Source organism: Xanthomonas sp. PPL134 (assembly GCF_040595915.1).
GTDB classification, from domain to species: Bacteria; Pseudomonadota; Gammaproteobacteria; order Xanthomonadales; family Xanthomonadaceae; genus Xanthomonas_A; species Xanthomonas_A indica.
On the sequence record NZ_JAMDLL010000019.1, the window covers coordinates 33,834 to 56,326 of the forward strand.

Annotated in this window: 16 protein-coding genes; 11 read left to right on the forward strand and 5 right to left on the reverse strand. The window is 71.8% G+C overall.

Annotated elements, in window-relative coordinates:
* Positions 1–38 precede the first annotated feature (38 nt).
* The 4 genes from recD to M3U25_RS19490 all read right to left on the reverse strand — a co-directional run bounded on the left by recD (position 39) and on the right by M3U25_RS19490 (position 14,596).
* Positions 39–2,012 (reverse strand): exodeoxyribonuclease V subunit alpha, encoded by a 1,974-nt coding sequence (recD, locus tag M3U25_RS19475; RefSeq protein ID WP_355503574.1) that lies wholly within the window; start codon positions 2,010–2,012, stop codon positions 39–41.
* A gap of 246 nt (positions 2,013–2,258) precedes the next feature.
* Positions 2,259–6,089 carry an exodeoxyribonuclease V subunit beta gene (gene recB / locus M3U25_RS19480; RefSeq protein ID WP_355503576.1) on the reverse strand — a complete coding sequence of 1,277 codons (3,831 nt, stop codon included), beginning with the start codon at positions 6,087–6,089 and terminating at the stop codon, positions 2,259–2,261.
* A complete protein-coding gene (gene recC, locus M3U25_RS19485) occupies positions 6,086–9,493 on the reverse strand; it encodes an exodeoxyribonuclease V subunit gamma (protein ID WP_355503578.1) in 3,408 nt (1,135 codons plus the stop codon). The genes recB and recC overlap by 4 nt, the downstream gene beginning before the upstream one ends.
* A gap of 117 nt (positions 9,494–9,610) precedes the next feature.
* A complete protein-coding gene (locus tag M3U25_RS19490; protein WP_355503580.1) occupies positions 9,611–14,596 on the reverse strand; it encodes a putative Ig domain-containing protein in 4,986 nt (1,661 codons plus the stop codon).
* 319 nt (positions 14,597–14,915) lie between these two features.
* Between M3U25_RS19490 and M3U25_RS19495 the strand changes: the two genes are divergently transcribed.
* The 4 genes from M3U25_RS19495 to M3U25_RS19510 all read left to right on the forward strand — a co-directional run bounded on the left by M3U25_RS19495 (position 14,916) and on the right by M3U25_RS19510 (position 17,234).
* The gene (locus M3U25_RS19495; RefSeq protein WP_019797430.1) at positions 14,916–15,461 is read left to right on the forward strand and encodes a tail fiber protein; all 546 of its coding nucleotides are present in this window, start codon (positions 14,916–14,918) and stop codon (positions 15,459–15,461) included.
* A 68-nt stretch (positions 15,462–15,529) separates the two neighbouring features.
* Positions 15,530–16,057, forward strand: coding sequence for a tail fiber protein (locus M3U25_RS19500; protein ID WP_242161503.1), 528 nt, complete (start codon positions 15,530–15,532; stop codon positions 16,055–16,057).
* A 59-nt stretch (positions 16,058–16,116) separates the two neighbouring features.
* A complete protein-coding gene (locus tag M3U25_RS19505; RefSeq protein WP_355503583.1) occupies positions 16,117–16,653 on the forward strand; it encodes a tail fiber protein in 537 nt (178 codons plus the stop codon).
* Between the two features lie 56 nt (positions 16,654–16,709).
* Positions 16,710–17,234 carry a GNAT family N-acetyltransferase gene (locus M3U25_RS19510; RefSeq protein ID WP_355503598.1) on the forward strand — a complete coding sequence of 175 codons (525 nt, stop codon included), beginning with the start codon at positions 16,710–16,712 and terminating at the stop codon, positions 17,232–17,234.
* Here M3U25_RS19510 and M3U25_RS19515 read toward each other — a convergent pair.
* Positions 17,227–17,514: a hypothetical protein gene (locus tag M3U25_RS19515; RefSeq protein WP_019797426.1), complete on the reverse strand. Its 288-nt coding sequence runs from the start codon at positions 17,512–17,514 to the stop codon at positions 17,227–17,229. The two genes, M3U25_RS19510 and M3U25_RS19515, sit on opposite strands and share 8 nt — an antisense overlap.
* A gap of 286 nt (positions 17,515–17,800) precedes the next feature.
* On the opposite strand from M3U25_RS19515, the gene M3U25_RS19520 reads away from it, so the two are divergent.
* The 7 genes from M3U25_RS19520 to M3U25_RS19550 all read left to right on the forward strand — a co-directional run.
* Positions 17,801–18,592, forward strand: a complete 792-nt coding sequence (locus M3U25_RS19520) for an ATP-binding cassette domain-containing protein (RefSeq protein WP_355503586.1) — start codon at positions 17,801–17,803, stop codon at positions 18,590–18,592.
* Positions 18,592–19,341 (forward strand): MlaE family lipid ABC transporter permease subunit, encoded by a 750-nt coding sequence (locus M3U25_RS19525; protein WP_010341089.1) that lies wholly within the window; start codon positions 18,592–18,594, stop codon positions 19,339–19,341. The genes M3U25_RS19520 and M3U25_RS19525 overlap by 1 nt, the downstream gene beginning before the upstream one ends.
* A 103-nt stretch (positions 19,342–19,444) precedes the next feature.
* Positions 19,445–19,984 carry an outer membrane lipid asymmetry maintenance protein MlaD gene (gene mlaD, locus M3U25_RS19530; RefSeq protein WP_355503588.1) on the forward strand — a complete coding sequence of 180 codons (540 nt, stop codon included), beginning with the start codon at positions 19,445–19,447 and terminating at the stop codon, positions 19,982–19,984.
* Entirely contained in the window at positions 19,981–20,649 is a 669-nt protein-coding gene (locus M3U25_RS19535; RefSeq protein ID WP_242161506.1) for an ABC transporter substrate-binding protein, read from the forward strand. The genes mlaD and M3U25_RS19535 overlap by 4 nt, the downstream gene beginning before the upstream one ends.
* Entirely contained in the window at positions 20,639–20,956 is a 318-nt protein-coding gene (locus M3U25_RS19540; RefSeq protein WP_160962019.1) for an STAS domain-containing protein, read from the forward strand. Before M3U25_RS19535 ends, M3U25_RS19540 begins: the two co-directional genes overlap by 11 nt.
* Before the next feature lie 3 nt (positions 20,957–20,959).
* The gene (locus M3U25_RS19545) at positions 20,960–22,021 is read left to right on the forward strand and encodes a VacJ family lipoprotein (RefSeq protein ID WP_355503592.1); all 1,062 of its coding nucleotides are present in this window, start codon (positions 20,960–20,962) and stop codon (positions 22,019–22,021) included.
* A 169-nt stretch (positions 22,022–22,190) separates the two neighbouring features.
* On the forward strand, positions 22,191–22,493 hold a 303-nt coding region (locus M3U25_RS19550; protein ID WP_355588698.1), incomplete at its 3' end, for a hypothetical protein.

Consider the following 22,493-nt stretch of genomic DNA (forward strand, 5'->3'; position numbering starts at 1 on the left):
CGAGAAGGTGGTCGGATCATCGCATGGCGCACCGATGGCTAGAACAGCGATCCCTGTATCGGCGCTGCGGCCGGCGCGGCCGCTTCCGACGACGCCGCGATGCGCTCTCCACCCAACCGCCACGCCAACCCCGAGATCCGCGCCGCATGCCGGGCCAGCGCGGCGCGCAGCACCGGTTCGCTGGCGGCGATGTGCAGCGCGCGGCGGGCGCGGGTGATGCCGGTGTAGACCAGTTCGCGGCTGAGCACGCGGGCGTCGCGGGCCGGCAATTGCAGCCAGACTTCGTCGAACTCGCTGCCCTGGGCCTTGTGCACGGTCATGGCGAAGGCGCTCTCGTGCGCGGGCAGCGCGGCCGGATGGAAGCCGCGGACTTGGCCGTCGCCGGCGCCGTCGAACCAGGCGACCAGGGTGCCCTGTGCGTCCTTCAAGCAGATGCCGACGTCGCCGTTGAACAGGCCGTGGCGGTAGCTGTTCTCGGTGATCAGCAGCAGGCGGCCGTGGAACCAGGGCGCGGCGGCGCCGAGGCGGCGCGCGCCGCTGGCGGTCTCGGCCAGCAGTTGTTCGATGCGGGCGTTGAGCCCGCGCGCGCCCTGCGGGCCGGCGCGCACGGCGGTGAGCAGGCGCAGGCGCGCGGCGGTGCGCAGGGCCTGCGCCGGATCGTCGGTGGCGCCGAGGGCGCGCCAGTGCGCGAGCAGGGCGTCGCCGCCGGCGGCGAGCGCGTCGTCGACGCCGGCGTGGAAGTGCACGCCGGCGAGTTGGCCGTCGCGCAGCAGGTGCAGCGCGCCGTCGGCATCGCCGCTGCGCACCGCGTCGGCCAGGGGCGCCAGGGCGAAGTCCTCGGCCTGGCGGTAGCCGCGCAGCAGGTGCACACGGTGCCCGGCCAGGCCGCCGTGGTCGCGTGCGACCGCGCCGTGGCCGAGCAGCGGCTGCAGCGCCTGCGCGTCGTCGGGCTGCAGCGCGTCGCCGGGGCCGGCGGCCTGCAGGATCGCGGCGAGCACGTCGCCGGCTTCCACCGAGGGCAACTGGTCGGCGTCGCCGAGCAGGATCAGTTGCGCACCGTCGGCCACGGCGTCGACCAGCTTGCACATCAGCGGCAGGTCGACCATGGAGGCTTCGTCGATCACGATCAGGTCGAACGGCAGCGGGTTGTCGGCGTCATGACGGAAGCACGGTAGGTCGGGGATGACGCCGAGCAGGCGATGCAGGGTGCTGGCGCCGGCCGGCAGCGCCTCGGCCAGGGCCGGGTCGATGCCATCGGCAAGCGCGCGCGCCACTGCGGCGCGCAGGCTCTCGGCCATGCGCTCGGCGGCGCGGCCGGTGGGCGCGGCCAGGGCGATGCGCGGCGGCGGCAGGCCGGCGGCGCGGGCCTGGGCCAGACGCAGCAGCAGCAGGCGGGCGATGGTGGTGGTCTTGCCGGTGCCGGGGCCGCCGGTGACCAGCAGCAACGCGCGGCGCAGGGCGAGCGCGGCGGCTTGGGCCTGGCGGTCCGATGGATCGTTGGCGGTCGGACCCTCACCCGCCCTTCGGGCACCCTCTCCCGGGGGGAGAGGGAAGAGCTGGGCGAACAGGGGCGCGAGGGCGGCGAGGTCGCTGTGCGGCAGCGGCTGCGCGGCGAGGCGGCGCAGGCCCAGGGCCAGGCGTCGCTCGTACTCGCGGTAGCGGCGCAGGTAGAGCAGGCCGTGTTCGAGTACGAGTGGGCAATCGGGACTGGCGGCGTCCTCGGCGGTGGGTTGCGCGACCCAGCGCGAGGCGGCCAGGGCGCGGGTCCAGTCGTCTGCGGTGGGCAGCGCCGGCGGGGCGGCATCGCGGCTGTCGAGCAGGAGGCTGGCGCGCGCCGGGTCGAGGCCGGCGTGGCCGCTGGCCACCGCCAGCGAGGCCAGGGCGGCGCCGGCCAGGACCAGGTCGGGCGTGTCCGGGTCGAGGCGGGACAGGCTGTGCGCGAAGGCATGGTCCAGCGTGCGCAGGGTGCCGGTGCGGTAGAGGGTGGCGAGGAGGTTGGTGGGTTGGCTCACGGGGTGGGGACTCCGTGGGCGGACGCACCCTCACCCCAACCCCTCTCCCGGGGGGAGAGGGGCTTGAGCGTGCGCGGGGCGACCGTGCGGTGGCGGGCGGCCGGGAGGTGGGTGGGTTGGCTCACGGGGTGGGGGCTCCGTGGACGGACGCACCCTCACCCCAACCCCTCTCCCGAGGGGAGAGGGGCTTGAGCGTGCGCGGTGCGACGATGCGGTGGCGGGCGGCGGGGAGGTGGGTGGCTTGGCTCACGGGGTGGGGGCTCCGTGGGCGGACGGACCCTCACCCCAACCCCTCTCCCGGGGGGAGAGGGGCTCAGGCGTGGCGCCGGCGAAGAGGGCGTCGACGCCTTCGATCAGGTGCGGGTCGAAGCGCCAGGCGTACACGCCCGGCGAGGGGTCGCGGGCGGCGTCGAGGCCGCGGCAGAACAGGTAGCGCACGCCGCCGAAGTCGCGGGCGTAGTCGTAGCCCTCGCCCAGGCGGAAGCGCAGCCAGCGGTGCAGCGCCACGGTGTAGATCAGCGCCTGCAGGGTGTATTCGCTGTGCGCCATCGCCCGCGCCAAGGCGTCGGGGTCGTAGGCCGGCAGGCGGTTGGACTTGTAGTCGAGCACGTACCAGCGGCCGTCGTGGTGGTAGGTGAGGTCGATCAGGCCGGTCATCAGCCCCTCCAGGCGCTGCCGCGCGCCGAACGCCTGGCGCTCGCCGGCCACGCCGAAGCGGTGCAGCAGCGCCAGCAGTGCGTCGACCCGGGTCGGGCGCATGGCGAAGTGGAACTCCATTTCGTTGCGCCGTTGCTCCTCCGGCACCGCGGCCAGGCAGGTGCCTTCCGGCAGCGCCACGGTGAGGGTATGGCCGACCAGGGCGGTGAGCATGGCGGTGCCGTCTTCCAGTTCGTCCTCGGCGTAGCCGCCGCGCTGCAGCGCTTCGACGATGGCGGTGACCTGCCCGGCCGGCGCCGGCTGGCCCGGCCGCCAGTCGCGCCAGGCGGCGAAATCGCAGCGCTCGAACACGTCGTGCATGGCCACGCCGAAACGGTTGCCGACGAAGCGGCGGTCGACCATGTCCACCTCCACCGCGGCGCTGACCGGCTCGCTGGCCGCGGGTTCGTCGCTGCCGCCGCTGCTGGGCACCGTGGCGCTGGCCATCGGGTCGCTGCCGGCGTCGGCGTTGGCCAGCTGGGTGAAGCTGTACACCCACCACTCCGGCAGCACGCGCCGCTGCGGCACGCGCGCCGGCGGTACCGGCGGCGCCGGCTCGGGCGGCAGCCGCGGCAACTGCGCCGGCGGCGGGGTGCTGTCGAGGGCGATGGCGCCGGGCGCGGCGGCGGCCTGCAGGGCGTCGAGGTCGCACAGCATCGGCGCCAGCGCGGTGCGCTCGTGCTGCGGGAAGGCGCCGGTGGCGATCCACAGCGCATGTTCGGCGCGGGTCAGGCCGACATAGAGCAGGCGCGCGTCCTCGGCGCGCTGTTCCTGTTTCCACGCGGCTTCGGCCGTCTCCCAGGCCGGATCGGATGCGCCGCCGCTGCGGCCGGTGTTCCACTGCAACTGGCGCCCGCCCTGCGGTGCCGGCACCACGCAGTGCCGCCCGGGGCTGCGCTCGCTGCGGCCGATGCCGGCGTACGGCAGGAACACCAGCGGATACTCCAGGCCCTTGCTCTTGTGCAGGGTGACGATCTGCACGCGGCGCGCATCCGACTCCAGGCGCAGCTGCTGCGCCTCGTCGCTGTCGTCGGCATTGGCGATGCGCCGTGTCAGCCAGTCGACCAGGCCGTGCGGGCCAAGCGCGCGGGTGTCGGCTTCCTGCAGCAGTTCGGCCAGCTGCAGGTAGTTGGTGAGGCGACGCTCGCCGTCGACCAGCGCCAGCAGGCGCTGCCCGTGCGCGGCGCCGAGGTCGCCGATCAGGGCCAGCGGACCGCCGCGCTGCCAGCGCTCGCGCCAGTCCAGTGCCTGCTGCTGCCAGCGGCGGTGCCGCTCGCCGTCGTGGTCGAGTGCGGCGATGGCCGCGGCGTCCTCGCCGATCAGCACGGTGGCCAGTGCGGCGCGCAGGCGGCCGTCGTCGCCGGGGTCGAGCAGCGCCTGCAGCAGGGCGAGCAGTTCCAGCGCCTCGTCGGTGGCGAACAGGCTGCGGCGGCCGGCGGCGACCGCGGGAATGCCGGCGGCGGCCAGCGCCTGCTGGATGCGCGTGGCCTCGCCGTGGCTGCGCACCAGCACGGCGATGTCGCCGGCCTGCACAGGGCGCCCGAGCAACGTGGCGGTGCCGTCGCGGGCGTCTGCCAGCCAGCCGCGGATCGCCGCGACGCAGGCGGCGGTGCACAGCTCGCGGGCGCGGCCGGCGCTCCAGGGCTTGGGTTTTCCGGGCGCCTTGGCGGTGGCCGGCGGCGGCGGCGGTTCCGGCGCGCGCCACACGGTCAGCGCCGGGGCCGGTGCGCCATTGCGCTGCAGGTCGGCATCGACGCGCTTGCTGCCCGGCTGCACCGGGTGGAAGGCGATGCCGTCGGTGAGAAAGGCCTCGGCGTAGCCGGCTTGCGCGTACAGCGCGTCGATCGCCGCCAGCAGCGCGGGGCGCGAGCGGAAGTTGTGCGCCAGCGGCGGCGCGCGTTCGGCATCCGCGGCGGCCGCCAGGTAGGTGCGCACGTCGCCGCCGCGGAAGCCGTAGATGGCCTGCTTGGGGTCGCCGATCAGGGCGAGCAGCGGCGGCGTGTCGTCAGGCGCGGACAGCGATGGCGCGATCGCCGCATCGTCCTGCGCCACGGCGGAGCTGGTCGTCTCCGGCGCGAACACCTTGCGGAAGATCGTCCACTGGCGATCGTCGGTGTCCTGGAACTCGTCGACCAGGGCCACCGCGTACTGCGCGCGCAGCCGCTGCGCCAGGGCGGCGCCGTGCGGGCCTTCCAGCGCGCGCGCCACGCCCTCGACCAGGTCGTCGTAGGTCTGCACGCGGCGCTGGCGCTTGAGATAGGCCAGCCGCTCCGCCGCGTCGGCGCGCAGCGCGTGCAATAGGCAGATGCGGCGTTGCGTGCGCCACTGCGCCAGTTGCGCCAATGCGGCCAGGTAGCCGTCGATGGCGTGGCTCAGCGGCGAGGCCGGGGTGCGCTCGGCGTGCTTCTTGTTGGTGCCGGCGGCCAGTTCAGTGGCGGTGAGCTTGACCAGCTTCGGGTGCGGCGGCGCGTCCGCCGCCGGCGCCGCGGCGAAGGCGTCCAGCCAGTGCCACAGCGCGGTCAGCCAGTCGGGCTTGTAGCTGACCTTGCTCAGCACGCCGGCCTCCATCGCCGCGGCGATCGCCTCGAAACAGGCGGTGCCGTGGGTGCGGAACGCTTCGGCCAGCGCCACGCCGGCACGCTGCGCGGCCTGTTGCAGCACGTCGCCGTCTTCGGCGGCGAAGACCGGCGCGGCCGGCAGCAGGGTCGGATGCCGCACCAGTTCGCGCAGATCGATGGCCATGCCGTCCGGCCCGCCCGGCCACAGCGCCACCAGGTCCTCGGCCATCGCCGGATCGGCGGCGCGTTGCCGCCACAGGTCGGCAGCGACGTCGTGCAGCAGTTCGCGGTCGTCGGTGAGCAGTTGCGGCGCGGCGAAGGCCTGGCCGCTTTCCAGCGCATGCTCGCGCAGTACGCGCGCGCAGAAGCCGTGGATGGTGAAGATGGCGGCGAGGTCGATGTCCTCGGCGGCCTGCTGCAGGCGGCGGCGCAGGGCGGTGGGGGTTTCGCTGCCGGTGGCCAGGTGCGCGGTGAGGATGTCGCGGGTGAGGACGACGTCGGGCGGGTCTTGTTGCGGGGTTGGGCGCGATGGGTCGGTCGCGATATCGGTCGCGGCTAAAGCCGCTCCTACGAGGTCTGGATCGGGGACCAGGCTGGCCGCCAGCGCCAGGCGCTCGCGGATGCGCCGGCGCAGTTCCTGGGTGGCGGCCTCGGTGAAGGTGACGGCGAGGAGTTGGCCCAGGCGCAGGCCGCGTTCGACCACCAGGCGGGTGAACAGGGTGGCCAGGGTGAAGGTCTTGCCGGTGCCGGCGCTGGCCTCGATCAGGCGCACGCCGTGCAGCGGCAACTGCAGGTAGGGGTCGCGGTCGGGCGCGGCGCTCATTCGGCGTCCTCCTGGGTGCCGCGCCAGCGCTGCCAGCTGTCGCTCAGCCGGTCGGGATCGAGCGCGGGGCCGGCGTCGCCCTGTTCGAGCAGGCCGAACACGCGCTGGCTGGTGGCGGCGAAGTCGGCGAAGCGCTGCGCGTCGGCGAACGGGTCGCGGCCGCGGCCGACCAGGCGCAGTTCCGGGCTGTCGGCCTCGCTCCAGCCGAAGCTGGCCTGCCACTGCGCGGCGGCGTCCTTGATCGCCTTGTCGAGATCGCCGGCGCGCGCGGCCTGGTAGTACTTCCAGCTGCTGTACGGCGCGAACGCCAGCGGCGCCTGCCGCCCATGCCGGTACAGCTGCAGCAGCGCGCCCAGCGCCTGCTGCGCCTGGATGGCGGGCAGCGGATCGCGGTCCATCGGATGCGGGCCGAGGCTGTCGTCATGGTCGAAGAAGCGCACGTAGGGGACGCGTTCGCCGGCGGCGCGCAGCAGCAGCCATTCCAGGCCGTGGCGGATCGCGCTGCGCCCGCTCAAGGCGCCCACCTGCACCCGCGCCACGCCGGGCGCGTACCAGCCCGGCAGGCGGCCGTGCAGCGCGGTGCCGTCGAGGTCCACCTGCAGCCGCGGCGCCAGCGGCGGATCGTCGTTGCCGCGCCACAGCCGGAACGCCTCGGCGTACGGGCGCAGTTGGCGTACGCGCTCGTCGAGCTGGCGCCGGCCCAGCGGCCCGGACGGCAGCAGCGCGCGGGCACGCAGGCGTTCGTACAGCGCCTCGGTGTCCTCGCGCAGCACCGCTTCGAACACCTGCTGCTGCAGGCCGTACTGATCGAGTCCGCGGCTGGGCGCCAGCAGCGGCTCCAGGTCGCTGTCGGCCTGCGCCGGATCGGGCAGGCGCAGGCCCAGGCGCTGGCGCAGGAACTGCCCGGCCGGATCGACCAGCAGCCGGCGCAGGTCGTCGATGGACAGCTGCGCCGGCAGCGCCTCGTCGGCGGCGGCCGGCAGCGCGTCGATCCATGGCGCCAGCGGCTGGCGCTGGCCGACCAGGCTGTCCACCGCCGGCCGCCATTGCCGGCGGTAGCTGAAACGGCGCGGGTCGGCATCCTCGGCACCGGGGGCGCCGAACGCGGCGGCGGCGAACGGCTGCAACGGATGCCGCACCACCAGCGCCGCGGCCGCGGCCGGGTCGGCGTGGTACTGGGCAGCGCAGGCCAGCAGTTCGCCGACCAGCGGCGAGGGTTCGCGCACGCTGCCGTCGCGCGCGTCGGCGCCCAGGTAGCTCAGGTAGAACACCTCCTGCGCCGAGGCGAACAGCTGCAGGAACAGGAAGCGGTCGTCCTCGCGCGTCGAGCGGTCGCCGTGGCGGCGGCGCGTGGTGCCCAGTTCGGCGGTGAGGCGGTTGAGCCCGGCGGCCGGATCGCGGCGCGGAAAATCGCCGTCGTTCATGCCCAGCAGGCAGATCACCCGGAACGGCAGCAGCCGCATCGGCACCATGCGGCCGAAGCTGATGCCGCCGGTGAGCAGCGGCGCGCGCGTGTCCGATTCGCCCAGCACCGCAGCGAAGTGCGCGCGCACCACCTCGGCCGGTACCGCCTCGGCGTAGTCGGCGCGGGCGGCGTCGCGCGCGAACTGGTCGATCAGCGCGCGCAGCCGCTCCAGCGCGCGCTGCTGGCGCGGCGCCGACGGGCTCTGCGGCAGCAGCGCCTCGAGCAGGCCCAGCAGCACTTCACGCCACTGCGCCGGCGGCATCGGCTCGGCCAGCGCGGCTTGGTGGCGGTCGAGCACGCGCAGCAGGCGCAGCAGCGTGTCCAGCGCGGCCAGCGCGCTGCCTTCCAGCTGCGGCCACGGCGCGACGCCGTCGATGTCGTCCTCGGCGCCGCTGGCGTGGCCGAGCAGCAGCCGGTCCAGGGCGAAGCGCCAGGTGTAGGCGTCGTCGGCCGGCGCCTGGTGGCGTTGCCGGTGCGCCGCGTCCAGGCCCCAGCGCGCGCCGGCGGCGTGCAGCCAACTGCGCAGGCGTTCCAGCCCGGCCTCGTCGAGACCGGCGGCCTCGGCGATCGGCGCGCTGGCCAGCAGGTCCAGGATCTCGTGCAGGCCGAAGCGCGCGATCGGCAGGCCCAGCAGCGCCAGGAACACCTCGGCCAGCGGCTCGCTGGCCAGCGGGCTGGCGTCGGCCAGCGCGTACGGCAAGGCGTCGTCGCCGCCGTGGCCGCCGAACACCGCATCCAGGTACGGCACGTACGGGTCGATGTCCGGCGACAGCACCGCGATCTCGCGCGGCTGCAGCGGCGGCTCGAAGCGCGGGTCGTCCAGCAGCGCGCGCAGTTGATCGTGCAGCACCTGCAGCTCGCGCAGGCGGGTGTGGCAGGCGTGCACCTGCAGGCTCGGATCGTGCGGATCCACCGCGGCCAGCGGCGCAGGCTGCGCCGGCGCGCGGCGATGGAACAGGTCGCTCTGCATGCGCCGCAGCAGGGTGTCGCCGAGGCCGCCATCGGCCAGCGCGCGCCGGCCCGACTCGAGCGGATCGGCGTAGACCGCGATCTCGGCCAGCGGATGCACCACCTCGTAGTCGCCGATCAGCGCCATGAAGTCGCGCCCGGCCGCGCCCCAGGCCTGCAGCAGCGGATTCTCCTGCACGTGCTCGGCGAACAGGTCCACCGCCCCGCCCTCGCGGCGGCGCTGCCACAGCGTCTGCAGATCGCCCCAGTAGCCCTGCGCCGGGGTCGGCAGGTAGAAGTGCAGCGTGCCGGCGCGCGCCTGCGTGGCGAGCACGCGCAGCACATCCGGGGAAATGTTGAGCACGGCGAAGGCGAACAGGCGCCGCGGCAGGCCCTGCGGCAATGGGCCATCGGGACGCGCGTAGCGGTCCAGGTACTGGCCGATGCGCCGCGCGCGGTAGGCGCGGCCGCTGGCGATGCGCCGCCACAACCGCGCCTGCGGATCGTCCGGGTCGGCGCCGCCTTCCCAGCGCAGCAGCCAGTCGCGGCGCCAGGCCTGGTACTTCTCGAACACGTTGCTCAGCTCGCCGGCCAGGCTCCACGGCTTGAGCGCATCGCCATCGGCCAGATAGCCGGCCAGCGGCGCCAGCGCCGCGTCGCTGCCCAGGTCGCCCTGCAGCGCCGCGTACAGGCGCCAGTGCATGGTCACCATGTCCAGGTCGTCGGCCGCCGCGCCGAGATTGCGCTCCAGCGCGCGCGCGACGAACTCGCCGGGGGTGAGGAATTCCAGGTTCGCCGCCACCCCGTGCACCGCGGCCAGGGTCGACTGCAGCCAGCGCCGCATCGCCACCTGCGGGATCAGCACCACCTCCGGCGCCAGCAAGGGCTGCTCCGGCGGCGGCCGGCGCAGTTCTTCGGCAAGCAGGGCGGCCAGGGTATCCAGCGCGTTGGACGGATACAGCCGGAAATCGGGCGCGGACGGGGCAGGCATGTGCCGGGCATTGTGCCGGATGCGCGCATGCGGCGCTTTTGCGCGGGGTGCATCGCGGGTCGCTTCGCGCCGCACCCTCACCCCAACCCCTCTCCCGGGAGGAGAGGGGCGACGGCATCAGTACTTCTTCTCGACGTTGAACATCCAGGTCTGGTCGCTGCCGCTGTCGCCGTCGGTCACGCCGCGGTATTCCACGCGCGTGGACAGGCCCTGGTCGGTGCTGAACACCACGCCCACGCCCAGCATCAGCCGGTTGCGGTCGTACACGCTCTGCCCGGTGCGGTACAGGGTGCCGCCGACGATGTCGGCATAACCCAGCGTGGCGTCGCCACGGCCCTGGAAGTCGTGCTGGTACTCGAGCCGGAACTGCGGGGTCAACCGCCCCCAGGTCATCTGCCGGCGCCATTCCACGCGCAGGCCGAGGTTGCCGGTGGTGGTGGCCACGTCCATGTCCTCGTAGCGCAACGCATACGGCGCCATCGCCGCTTCGCTGTAGGCATCGAGCGTGGCGCGCGCGGCATCCACCCGCGCATACGGGGTGATCTGCCAATCGCCGCGCTGCAGGTCGGCACCGGCCGACAACGACGCGATCCACTGGTGGCCGCTGCGGTCGCCTTCGGCCAGCGCACCGTTGTCGGTGACGTAGCGACGCAGGTCGTAGGACAGCAGCTGGTAGCCGACCAGGGTGTCGAAGAACAGGGTCTGGCCCGGGTGATAGCTGGCATACAGCGCCAGCGTGTACGCGGTGGACGTGCTGCGGCTGCCGTCATGGCCGACATCGCTGTCGTCGCGGCCCCAGCCCACGCCCGCACCCAGCGCGAAGGACGGGGACACGCGATAGTCGGCGCCCACGCTCAGGCCATCGGTCTGGAAATCCACGCCGGCACGCTGCGACTGCTTGTCCAGGCTGCCGGAGCGGATCGCACCGCCCACCCACAGGCCGAGGTCGCCCGCCGCCGTGCCGGTCTCGCGTGGCGCTGCCGAGGTGTCGGCGCCGCCATCCATGGCGTTGTCGTGCAGGTCGCGGTTGGCCGGGTCGCACGCTTGCGCGTCGAGGTTGCGGTCGCTCTGCAGCGTGCGGTCGCGCTGGCGGCAGTGCGAGGTGGCCTGGAAGCTCACGCCGTTGTCGAAGCCACGCGCACCACGGTGGGTCGCCTCCAGGCGGCGCTGGAAGTTGTCGATCTGCGCCTTGGCGAAGCGCCGGGTCGACTCGGCCTGCGCGTCGATCAGGCCACGCACCTGCGCATCCTGGGTCGGATCCGGGCGCGGCGCGATCATGAACACGATGTCCGCCTCGGCCGAGGTCGCGTACGCGTTGGACAGGGTGAAACGCACCGTGGCGTTGCCGGAGAAGGCCGGGTTCGGCACGAAGGTGAGCATGAAGCCCGGACCCTCGTCCGCCGCCGCCGTCGGCACGCCGGCGGCCTTGGCGGCAGCCCGGGTGATCGTCGCGGTCCCGGCATTGGCCGGCAGCACCGCGACCACGGCAGCGGCCACGAACGGGCCGCCGGTGGCGTTGCGGGTGACGTCCAGGGTCTGCGCCTGCCCGGTCACCGCCGGCACCATCGCCGACGCCGCGATGGGGCGGGCGTTGACGGTGATGGTGACGATGGCCGGTGCCGAACTGCCGCCCGCACCGACGGCGGTGTAGTGCACGCTGTCCACACCCACATAGCCGGGCGCCGGCGTGTACACCAGGCGCACGCCATCCACCGTGGCGGTGCCATGGCTGGGAGCGGTGGCCACGGCGATGCTGTCGATGCTGCCGGTGTCGTTGCCGGTCACCTCCAGGGTCAACGCGGTATCCACCAGGGTGGCGCCGGTGTCGTTCGCCGCCACCGGTGCCGGCACTGCCGAGGCGATGGTGAGGGTGTAGGCCTGCGTGGCCGAGAAGCCGTTGGCGTCGCTCACCTTGATGCTGAAGGCGAAGCTGCCGGCGGCGCTCGGCGTGCCGGACAGCACGCCCGCCGTGGTCAGGCTCAAGCCGGTCGGCAACGCGCCACTGACCACGCTGTAGCTGTACGGCGCGGCGCCGCCGCTGGTGGTGAGGGTCTGGTTGTACGCCGTGCCCGCGGTGCCGGCAGGCAGGGTCGGCTGACCCGGGGCCAGGGTCGGCGCGGCGATGCTCAGCGTGTAGCTGCGGCTGGCCTGGCCGGGGACGCCGGCGGTGCTGTCGGTGACGGTCGCGGTGAAGACGAAGCTGCCCGCCTGGGTCGGGGTGCCGGAGAGCACGCCGGCGGCGCTCAGGCTCAGGCCGGCCGGCAAAGCGCCGGTGGCGATGCTGTAGCTGTACGGCGCGGTGCCGCCCGTGGCGCTGAGCGCCTGGCTGTAGGCCGTGCCCGCGGTGCCGGCCGGCAGTGCCGGCGGCACCAGGGTCAACGTCGGCGACGCGACCGTCAGGGTGAACGCCTGCGCCGCAGTGAAGGCGTTGGCGTCGGTGACGCGCACGGTGAACGCGAAATTGCCGGCCACGGTCGGCGTGCCGGACAGCACGCCGCCGGCGCTCAGGCTCATCCCGCTCGGCAGGGCACCGGCAGTGAGCGCATAGCTGTACGGCGCCGTGCCGCCGCTGGTGCTCAACGCCTGGCTGTAGCTGGCGCCGATCGCCGCGGCCGGCAAGGTCGGCGGGGTGATGGCCAGCGTCGGCGAGGCGATGGCCAGGGTATAGGCATGCGAGCCGCCGAAACCGCCGGCGTCGGTGACGCCGATGACGAAGGTGAAGCTGCCGGCCACGGTCGGCGTGCCGGAGAGGACACCGGCGCCGCTCAGGCTCAGGCCCGCAGGCAGGGTGCCGGAGCTGAGCGCATAGCTGTAGGGCGCCGTGCCGCCGCTGGTGCTCAGCGTCTGGCTGTAGGCGGTGCCCGCGGTGCCGGACGGCAGCGTGGACGGGGCGACGGTCAGGGTCGGCGAGACGATCGCCAGCGTGTAGCTGCGCGCGGCCTGTCCCGCGGTGCCGGAGGTGCTGTCGGTCGCGGTCAGGGTGAAGCTGAAGTTGCCGGCCACGGTCGGCGTACCGCTCAGCGCGCCGCTGGCACCGTTGACGGTGACGCCCGCCGGCAACGCGCCGGCGCTCACCGTGTAGGCGTACGGCGCGATGCCGCCGCTGGCCGGGGTGACCGCCGCGCTGTAGGCCTGGCCGGCGGTGCCGTTGGGCAGCGTCGTCGCCGGCAGGGTCAGCGTCGGCGCCGCCACGGTCAGCGTGTAGGCACGGCTGCCGCTGGTGGGCGTGCCGCTATCGGTCGCGGACAGGGTGAAGTTGAAGCTGCCGCTGGCGGTGGGCGTGCCGGACAGTACGCCGGCGCTGCTCAGGGTCAAGCCGGCCGGTAGTGCGCCGGCGGTGAGCGAGAAGGTGTACGGCGCGGTACCGCCGCTGGCGAGCACGGTCTGGCTGTAGGCGCTGCCGGCGGTGGCGGCAGGCAGCGATGCCGGCGCCAGGGTCACCGTCGCATCGTCGTTGAGGATCGTGCCGGTCGCGGTGGCGCGGGCGATGGTGGCGTTGCTGGCACCGGACAGATTCAGGGTGAAGGTTTCGTCCGGCTCGACGGTGGTGTCGCCGTTGATGGTCACCGCCACGTTCTGCACGGTGGTACCGGGCGAGAAGGTCAGCGTGCCGGAGCGGGCGACGTAGTCGCTGCCCGCGTTGGCGCTGCCGTCGGCGGTCGCGTAATTGACCGTGACGGTCTGGCCGCTGGCGGCGCTAAGGCTGACGGGGAACGTCGCCGTGGTGGTGCCGCTGTTGCCTTCGCTGACGCTGACGTCGCCGACCGACAACGCCGGCGCCGCGTCGTCGTTGACGATCGTCCCCTGGCCCTGCCCGTCGGCCACCGTGGCGCCGCTGACATTTGTGACGTTGACGAAGAACGTCTCGTCCGGTTCGTTGAGCGTGTCGCCGACCACCTGCACGGTGAAGGTGGCGCTGCTGCTGCCGGCCGCAATGGTCAGCCCGTTCACGCTGGAGGAGATGTAGTCGGTGCCCGCGGTCGCGGTGCCGTTGGCAGTGGCGATGTCGAAGCTGACCCCGCCGCTGCCGGCCGGCTGGCTGAGCGACACGGTGAAGGTGAACGCGGTATTGCCGGCATTGCCTTCGTTCTGCGACACGTCGTTGATCGACAGCGCCGGCTGGTCGTCGTTGAGGATGGTGCCGGTGGCACTGGACGGCGAGCCCACGGTGTAGCCGCTGCCCGCGTTGAGGCTGATCACCACGGTCTCGTCCGGCTCCACCGTGGTATCGGGAGTGGGATCGATGGTGATGGTGCCGCTGGTCTGGCCGGCCGCAATCACCAGCGGCGAGTTGACCGCGGCGTAGTCGGTGCCCGAGGTCGCGGTGCCGCCCACGTTGAAACCGATCGACAGCGCCGACGGCGACGCCTGGCTCAGGGTGACGGTGTAGACGAGATTGGCGCTGCCATCCTCGGCCACGCTGGCCGGCGACACCGCAATGCTCGCGGAGGGATAGTCGTCGTTGACGATGGTGGCGGTGGCGCTGGACGGGTTGCCGATCGAGTAGCCGCTACCGCTGGCCACCTGGAAGATCACCGTCTCGTCGGCTTCCACCGTGCTATCGGCGACCGGGGTGATGCTGAAACTGGCGGAGCTGGCGTTGGCCGGCACCACCACGCTGGTGACCGCGCCGGTGTAGTCGGTCCCGCTGGTGGCCGTGCCGCTGCGGGTCAGGTTCACCGTGGTCGCCGAACTAGTGGTCGAGCTCAGCGTCACCGTGTAGACGAAGGCCGTGCCGCTGTCCTCGTTGGCGCTGGACGGCGAGACCGCGATGCTGGCGGTACGCGAGGGGTTGACGGTGATGTTGAAGACGACCTGGTTGTTGTCCTCGTCCAGCAGGTAGAACGAGTCCGAGGTCGCGCCGTCGCCGTTGTTGGTGTAGGTCACTCGCTCGGTGCCGGCCGCGTCGAGCTGGCCGGTGAGGACGTAGTTACCGTGCGACGGCTGCGCGCCGTCGCTCATGCCGGTATTGGAGGGCCCGTCGCAGTTACTGACGTCGAACGTCACCGAGCCACCCGAGTTCACGGTCGCGGTCTGAGGCGTCGTGCAGTAGGGTCCGGCCGCCAGGCAGACCTGCGACATCGCCAGCAAAAGCAGCGCCATCAGCCAACGCAACGTCAGCCGCATACCGCTCGACGCGGTGCAATTCGTAGACATATTTCGATTCCCCTAAAACGCGCCACCCCAATGGGCGCTGGCAGCCATCCTGGTGCCTCGGACTTCGCAGAACATTGGCCCCCCAAGCATCGGCCATGCGCGTCGCGCGGCCATTGGAACAGCAAGTCGGCGGCGACGTAAAGCAACAAATGCGTCATGTCTGTCTGGTTCAGCGAAATCGTCTCTTGCATGTCGCCGAAGTCGTGATTAAGTAGATGCGCACCAGACACGAGGTCTGTGCCATCAACTCCGGGGGGAGATCCGCATGAGCGAGTTCTTCATCGGTCAGATCATGCTGACCGGTTTCGCGTTTGCGCCGAAGTATTTTGCGCAGTGCAACGGGCAATTGCTGCCGATCAATCAGAACCAGGCGCTGTTCAGCCTGCTCAGCACCCGCTTCGGCGGCGATGGCAAGACCACGTTCGGCTTGCCCGACATGCGCGGGCGCACGCCGATGGGCTATGGGCCGTCGGCCGATCCGGCGTGGCAGCCGCCTGCGTTGCCGATGGGCCAGGCCGCCGGCGCGGAGACGGTGACCCTGGTGGGCGACAATCTGCCCGCACATACCCATCTGCTGGATTGCAGCAGCGTCAACGGCGACAACCGCACGCCGACCGGTCGCCTGTTCGCGAACAACAACATGTCCACCGGGACCCCGCATGCGTTGTATGCGGCGCCCGGCGCGACGATACCGCTGTCGCAGTCCACCATCGCCAACAGCGGCGGCAGCCAGCCGCATCCGAACGTACAGCCGTACACCACGATCAATTTCTGCATCGCGCTGTCCGGCATCTTCCCCTCGCGCAGCTAGGCGCATCCGCATTCGGGCGCGCAGCGCGCATCCGTGCGCGTGGCGCCTCATCGACCAGGAAGCATCTCATGGGCACCCCTTTCATTGGCGAAATCCGCATGTTCGGCTTCGGCCGCACACCCCAGGGCTGGCAGGCGTGCGACGGCTCGCTGCTGCAGATCTCCGAGTACGAACCGTTGTATGTGCTGCTCGGCACCGCGTACGGCGGCAATGGCACCACCACCTTCGCGGTGCCAGATCTGCGCGGTCGCCTGCCGATCCATCAGGGCCAGGGGCCGGGGCTCAGCAACTACGTGCTCGCCCAAAAGGCCGGCACCGAGACGGTGACGTTGACCGACCTGCAGATGCCGGCACATACGCACACCGCGCAGGCCACCACCGAGGCGGCGACCGCCACCGCGCCCGCCGGTCTGCTCCCAGCCGCCGTGAGTGGCGCCTTGTTCTATGCCAGCGACATCAGCGGTACCACCACGCTGGCAATGTCCACGCAAAGCACCTCGTTCGCCGGTGGCAACCAGCCGCACGACAACACCATGCCGACGCTGACGGTGCAGTACTGCATCGCCACCACCGGCATCTTCCCGCAACAGGCCTGATCCCTGCGCCGCGCCGGCATGGCTGCGGCACGCATCCGCTGCATCGGAGGAATCCGCTCATGACCGAACCCTATCTCGGCGAAATCCAGCTGTTCGGCTTCGACTACAACCCCTATGGCTGGGCGCTGTGCAACGGCGCCGTCCTGCCGATCACGCAGAACAGCGCGCTGTATTCGCTGCTCGGCGTGGCCTACGGTGGCAATGGCAGCAGCACGTTCCAGTTGCCGAACTTCACCGCGCGCGCCGGCTGCCAGCAAGGCCCGGGACCTGGGCTGACTGCGCACACGCTGGGCAGCAACTTCGGATCGGCGGGCGTCAGCCTGCAAAGCACGCAGATCCCGATGCACCAGCACGGCGTCAATGCGTTCTCGCAACCGGATCCGGCCAAGAAGACCGGCACCCCTGCCAGCGGTGTCGCCCTGTCGTCACTGAACAGCACCAGCGAACGCCCGTTCCTGGCCGTCGCGCCGAACACGCAGTTCTCCCCGACCATGGTGATGCCCACCGGCAAAGGGCTGGCGCACGAGAACCGGCAGCCGTATCTGGCGGTGAACTTCTGCATCGCGCTCAGCGGGGACTACCCCGTCTTCAGTTGAGCGGCCACACGGCCAGTGCTGCGCCAGTGCCGGCGTTTCCCGCCAGGCACGAGGCCATCGAGGCGCCAGCCGCGCTGCGGACGCGTGGCGTGGCGCTGCGCGCCGCGCACGCGGGCGACCTGCCCTGGCTGCGCGACCTGTACGCCAGCACGCGCCGCGACGAGCTGGCCGCGGTGCCATGGCCGGAACCGGCCAAGCGTGCTTTTCTCGACCAGCAGTTCGCCTTGCAGCATGCGCACTATCTGCAGCATTTCCCGTCCGCCGACTTCCTGATCGTGGAAGACCCGCGCGGGCGGCTAGGTCGGCTGTACCTGGACCGCAGCGTGGATCCGCACGTGCTGGTCGATATCAGCCTGCTGCCATCCTGCCGCGGACAAGGCATCGGCAGCGCGCTGATCGCACATGCACAAGCACTCGCGAAGGCGGACGGGCGAGCACTCACACTGCACGTGCTGCATGCCAATCCCCAGGCGCAGCGGCTTTACGCGCGGCTCGGCTTCGTCGCCGGCGAAGCCGGCCAGACCCATCTGGCCATGCGCTGGGACGGCCCCGGCGCGGGGCCGGGCACGCGGGTCAGTTGAACACCGCCTGATACAGGAAGCCGTCGCGTTCGCGCGCGACCGGCACCAGGAAGATGCCGATCTCGCCCAGGCGCGGATGACGCATCTGGTAGGTCTGCTGCGGAAACAGGAACGCCGAGCCGTTGCGGAACAGCAGCGAGAACGGGGCGCGCCGCGCCGCGGGAGACGTCGGCAACGGCCGTGCCTCCACCAGCACGAACGCGACCTCGCCCTCGTTCAACTGCGCCGCGAACGTCTCGTTCACGCTTCCGGCGAAGTGTTCCAAGCTCAACAGCTCCATCCTTGACTCCAGGTGTGGTTCGGCACGGGCGCCCTGCCGGCATCGTCGCGTGGCGTCGCCAAGCGCACAAGCACATGCCGGCATTTGTCCACACGGCACGCGGCGACAACGCGCCCGGCGCGATCGCGGACCGCGCAGAGACGCTGCGGCATGACACGCTGTTGCACGAACAGGGCGAAGCCGGCGCGCACACCGGCCCTTGCGGTGCCACAATACTGCACGGGCCAGTTCGGTTAAGTTCAGCCGAACGGATCGATCCTATGTTGTATTTTCGTTAAAGGTCGCGATGGCGTCTTCCGAACCCAATCTGGTGCAGTTGTCGGGCGTGCGCATCGACCGCGGCGGCCGCGCGATCCTGCGCGACGTCTCGTTGCGTGTGCCGCGCGGCAGCATCACCGCCGTGCTCGGGCCATCCGGCAGCGGCAAGTCCACGCTGCTGGCGGCGCTGACCGGCGAACTGGTGCCAGCCGCCGGCACGCTCGAGGTGTTCGGCAAGCCGCTGCCGCGCGGCAGCCGCGCGCTGCGCGAGACCCGCAAGAGCATCGGCGTGCTGCTGCAGGGCAATGGCCTGCTCACCGACCTGAGCGTGGCCGAGAACGTGGCGCTGCCGTTGCGCGCCCACACCCGCCTGCCCGAGCCGGTGCTGCAGCGGCTGGTGGCCCTGAAGCTGCACGCGGTCGGCCTGCTGGCCGCCGCCGATGCCTGGCCGCGCGAGCTGTCCGGCGGCATGGCGCGCCGCGTGGCGCTGGCGCGGGCGCTGGCCCTGGATCCGCCGCTGATGATCTACGACGAACCCCTGACCGGCCTGGACCCGATCGCCTCCGGCGTGATCATGAGCCTGATCCAGCGCCTCAACCACACCCTGGGCCTGACCAGCATCATCGTCAGCCACCACGTCCACGAGACCCTGCCGATCTGCGACCAGGCCGTGGCCATCGCCAACGGCGGTGTGGTCTTCGCCGGCACCCCGCAGGAATTGCAGGCCAGCACCGATCCGCTGCTGCAGCAGTTCCTGCATGGCCGCCCCGACGGCCCGATCCCGTTCGATGCGCCGCAGCGCGCGCGGAGCGCCGCCTGATGGCCATCGTTGCCCCGATCCGTTCCCTGGGCCGCGCCGGGCTGTTCTTCCTGACCGTGCTGCGCGGCTCGCTGCCGACCCGCGACCTGCTGGCCGAGCTGATCCGCGAGATCTACAAGGTCGGCGCGCGCTCGCTGCCGATCATCGCCGTGGGCGGCGCCTTCGTCGGGCTGGTGCTGACCCTGCAGGGCTACCGCACGCTGCAGACCTACGGCGCCTCCGATGCGCTGTCGACCCTGCTCGGGCTGTCGCTGTACCGCGAACTGGCGCCGGTGCTGACCGCGCTGCTGTTCATCGGCCGCGCCGGCAGTTCCATCGCCGCCGAACTGGGCCTGATGCGCGCCACCGACCAGATCAAGGCGCTGGAGCTGATGGCGATCGACCCGGTGGCCAAGGCGGTGGCGCCGCGCTTCTGGGCGGCGGTGCTGACTGTGCCGCTGCTGACCGGCATCTTCTGCTCCCTGGCGATCAGCGCCAGCTATTTCGAGGCGGTGGGCGCGCTCGGCCTGGACCGCGGCACGTTCTGGTCGGCGCTGTCGAGCAGCGTGGATTTCTGGGACGACTTCGGCGTGGCGATGCTGAAGTCGGCGGTGTTCGGCGGCACGGCGGCGCTGGTGGCGGCCTATGTCGGCTTCCACGCCGAGCCGACCATCGAGGGCACCTCAGTGGCCACCACCCGCGCCGTGGTCAACGCCTCGCTGCTGGTGCTGATGTTCAATTTCGTCATGTCGGCGCTGCTGTTCCGCTGAGCGGCGCCAACGCGGAGCCGGCCGGCGACGGCCAGCTCCGCGGCAACATCCCGGTCGCGGCACTGGCGCCGCGGCCACGCTGAATCAACAAGGTAGACACGTTATGGCTCTCCGTGGTCCCCGTCTCGAGTTCGCCGTCGGCGCCTTCCTGCTGCTGGGCCTGGCCTCGCTGCTGGTGCTGGCGCTGGCGTCCACCAACCTCCAGTGGGGCTTCGGCGGCCACCGCTACGACCTGATCGCGCGCTTCTCGCAGATCGGCCAGCTGCGTGCGCAAGCGCCGGTGAAGATCGGCGGCGTCATCATCGGCCAGGTCGCCAAGATCGACCTGGACCCGACCAAGTTCGACTCGGTCGTCACCCTGTCCATCGACGACAAGTACAAGGATCTGCCGGCCGACACCTCGGCGGCGATCCTGACCAGCGGCCTGCTGGGCGAGAGCTACGTCGGCCTGCAGCCCGGCGGCGACCCGGACACGCTCAAGCCCGGCCAGGAAATCGCCTTCACCCAGCCGGCGGTGGACCTGATCCAGCTGGTCGGCAAGTACATGTTCGGCGGCGGCAGCGCCGGCGGCGACAAGAACGCAACGCCCGCTGCCGCACCCTCGGCCGACCCCACCACGCCCGCAACGGAACCCAAGCCATGACGATCAAACTGCTTTCCGCCGCTCTCGCCGCCGCGCTGGCCGTGGCCGCGCCCTCCGCCGCCCTGGCCCAGGCCGCCGCGCCGGCCGCTTCCGCCACCCAGGCCGGTTCGGCCAGCAAGGTGGTGCTGGAGAACAGCACGCGCATCCTGACCACGCTGGAGCAGCGCCGCAGCGAGTTCAAGAGCAACCCCACCGCGCTGCGCCAGTTCATCGACAGCGAGATGAACAAGACCTTCGACCGCGACTACGCCGCCCGCTTGGTGCTGGGCGTGCACGGCCGCGGCGCCTCCGACGGCGACGTCAAGCTGTTCGGCGACGCGATGGCCGACAACCTGATGCAGCGCTACGGCACTTCGCTGCTGACCTTCGAAGGCAAGCCGCAGGTGCGGGTGAAGTCGGAAACCCCGCTGCCGGGCGGCCGCGGCGTCAAGGTCTCGACCGAGCTGCTGCGCAGCGGTGGCGACCCGGTGCCGGTGGACTACCTGCTGCGCAACACCGGCGCGGGCTGGAAGATCTTCGACGTGATGGTCGAGGGCGTGTCCTACGTGCAGACCTTCCGCAACCAGTTCGACACCCCGCTGCGCAACAAGTCGATCGCCGAGGTCGCGGCCGAGCTGCGCAACGGCACGCTGCAGGCGGCACCGGCGAGCAACAGTGGCAAGTGATGCGCCGCAGGTGCGCCGCGACGGCGACACGCTCGCGCTGAGCGGCGTGCTCGACCGTGCGGCGGCCACCGCGCTGTGGCCGGCGGCGCTGCGCGCGCTGCCGGGCGCACGCGCGCTGGACCTGCAGGCGGTGTCGCGGGTGGACAGCGCCGGGTTGGCGCTGCTCGCCGAACTCGCCGCGCGCCTGCGCGCCCAGGGCCAGGCCGAGGTCGCCATCCATGGCGCCCCGGCCGGCCTGACCGACTTGAGCGCCGCCTACCGGCTGGCCTCGACCCTGGACTTCCACTCTCCCCCTGCGGCGAGCTGACACATGAACGTGCTGCGTATCCTCACCTCCCTGACCCTGGCCGCCGCCCTGGGCGCCTGCGCCGGCGCACCCAAGCGCACGCCGCCGCCTCCGCCGGCGGCCCCGCCCGCCCCGGCCATGTCCATGCAGGACCAGGCCGGCAGCGGCGCCGCCACGCCGGCCCCCGCACCGGCCCCCGTGGACACGGCGGCCGCAACGGCCGATACGGCGCAGGCAGCCGCGACGGCGCCGGCCCCGACGACCGCGCAGGACCCGACCGCGTCCGCCGATGCGGACTACGCCGCGATCTACGGCAGCGACCCGTACAACCCGGTCGCCGATCCGACCCTGCCGGCAGGCGTGCAGGCACCGCCGAGCTACGACCCGTGGGAGAAGTTCAACCGCAAGGTGCATGCCTTCAACAACGTGGTCGACCGCAGCGTGGCGCGGCCGCTCGCACGTGCCTACGTCAGCGTGGTGCCGCGGCCGGTACGGCTGGGTGTGACCAACTTCTTCGACAACCTCAGTTCGCCGCTGACCATGGTCAACCAGCTGCTGCAGGGCCGTCCGCTGCAGGCGGGGCAGACCCTGAGCCGGTTCCTGATCAACAGCACGCTGGGCATCGGCGGCATCTTCGACCCGGCCACCGACGCCAACCTGCCGCGACGCAGCGAGGACTTCGGCCAGACCCTGGGCGTGTGGGGCTGGCGCCGCTCGCGCTATCTGGAACTGCCGTTGTTCGGCCCGCGCACGGTGCGCGATGCGTTCGGCCTGGTCGGCGACGCGCCGCTGTCGCCGCTGCAGCAGATCGAGGAGGACCGGGTGCGCATCGGCCTGCAGGGTCTGCAGTTGGTGGACACGCGGGCGCAGTTGCTGTCGCTGGACAGCCTGCGCGACCAGGCACCGGACGAGTACCAGCTGACCCGCGATGCCTGGCTGCAGCGCCGCAACTATCAGATCGAGAGCGACATGCGCGGGCACAAGCGCCAGGACGACGATCTGCCGGCCTATCTGCGCGAGGAAGAAACCAATCCGACGGTGCCGGTGGACGCGATGCCGGTCCCGGAGTGGCGCGGCGGTCGCTAGTCCGGCGCACGACGCACCTACGAAAAGCCCGGCTTCGGCCGGGTTTTTCGTGTCTAAAGCTTTTGCTGGTATCACCTTTGGGCGCAGCGCGATGTGCGGGAATGAGCGCTCGGTTTGCAGTGGGTGAGCGAGTGCCGCGGCCGACGTCATTGTGCAGCCGGCTTCGCTGTTGCTCCCGCTGTTGCTCCCGCTGTTGCTGTTGCTGTTGCTGTTGCTGTTGCTCCTGCTGTTGTTCCTGATGTTGCTGTTGCTGTTGATTTACCGGGGTCCCCTCGGCGCGGCAGCCACGGCGGGGAAAAACCCGAAGGGCGGCGCACAGGGATGTGCGCCGTTCGCGGCAGGGGCAGGATGCCCCTTCCGCGAATCCTCGTCGTGGCTGCGAACCCGGAGCGCGCAGCGCGGAGGGCGCGCTGCGGGGTGTGCTTTCTTTTGGTTACTTTTCTTTGCACAAGCAAAGAAAAGTAACTCGCCG

Excerpts from the sequence above, each read along its gene's own strand:
- recB (WP_355503576.1), bottom strand. The coding sequence starts at position 6,089 with ATGAGCGCCGCGCCCGACCGCGACCCCTACCTGCAGTTGCCGCTGCAC.
- recC (WP_355503578.1), bottom strand. The coding sequence starts at position 9,493 with ATGCCTGCCCCGTCCGCGCCCGATTTCCGGCTGTATCCGTCCAACGCG.
- M3U25_RS19490 (WP_355503580.1), bottom strand. The coding sequence starts at position 14,596 with ATGGCGCTGCTTTTGCTGGCGATGTCGCAGGTCTGCCTGGCGGCCGGA.
- M3U25_RS19495 (WP_019797430.1), top strand. The coding sequence starts at position 14,916 with ATGAGCGAGTTCTTCATCGGTCAGATCATGCTGACCGGTTTCGCGTTT.
- M3U25_RS19500 (WP_242161503.1), top strand. The coding sequence starts at position 15,530 with ATGGGCACCCCTTTCATTGGCGAAATCCGCATGTTCGGCTTCGGCCGC.
- M3U25_RS19505 (WP_355503583.1), top strand. The coding sequence starts at position 16,117 with ATGACCGAACCCTATCTCGGCGAAATCCAGCTGTTCGGCTTCGACTAC.
- M3U25_RS19515 (WP_019797426.1), bottom strand. The coding sequence starts at position 17,514 with ATGGAGCTGTTGAGCTTGGAACACTTCGCCGGAAGCGTGAACGAGACG.
- M3U25_RS19520 (WP_355503586.1), top strand. The coding sequence starts at position 17,801 with ATGGCGTCTTCCGAACCCAATCTGGTGCAGTTGTCGGGCGTGCGCATC.
- M3U25_RS19525 (WP_010341089.1), top strand. The coding sequence starts at position 18,592 with ATGGCCATCGTTGCCCCGATCCGTTCCCTGGGCCGCGCCGGGCTGTTC.
- mlaD (WP_355503588.1), top strand. The coding sequence starts at position 19,445 with ATGGCTCTCCGTGGTCCCCGTCTCGAGTTCGCCGTCGGCGCCTTCCTG.
- M3U25_RS19535 (WP_242161506.1), top strand. The coding sequence starts at position 19,981 with ATGACGATCAAACTGCTTTCCGCCGCTCTCGCCGCCGCGCTGGCCGTG.
- M3U25_RS19545 (WP_355503592.1), top strand. The coding sequence starts at position 20,960 with ATGAACGTGCTGCGTATCCTCACCTCCCTGACCCTGGCCGCCGCCCTG.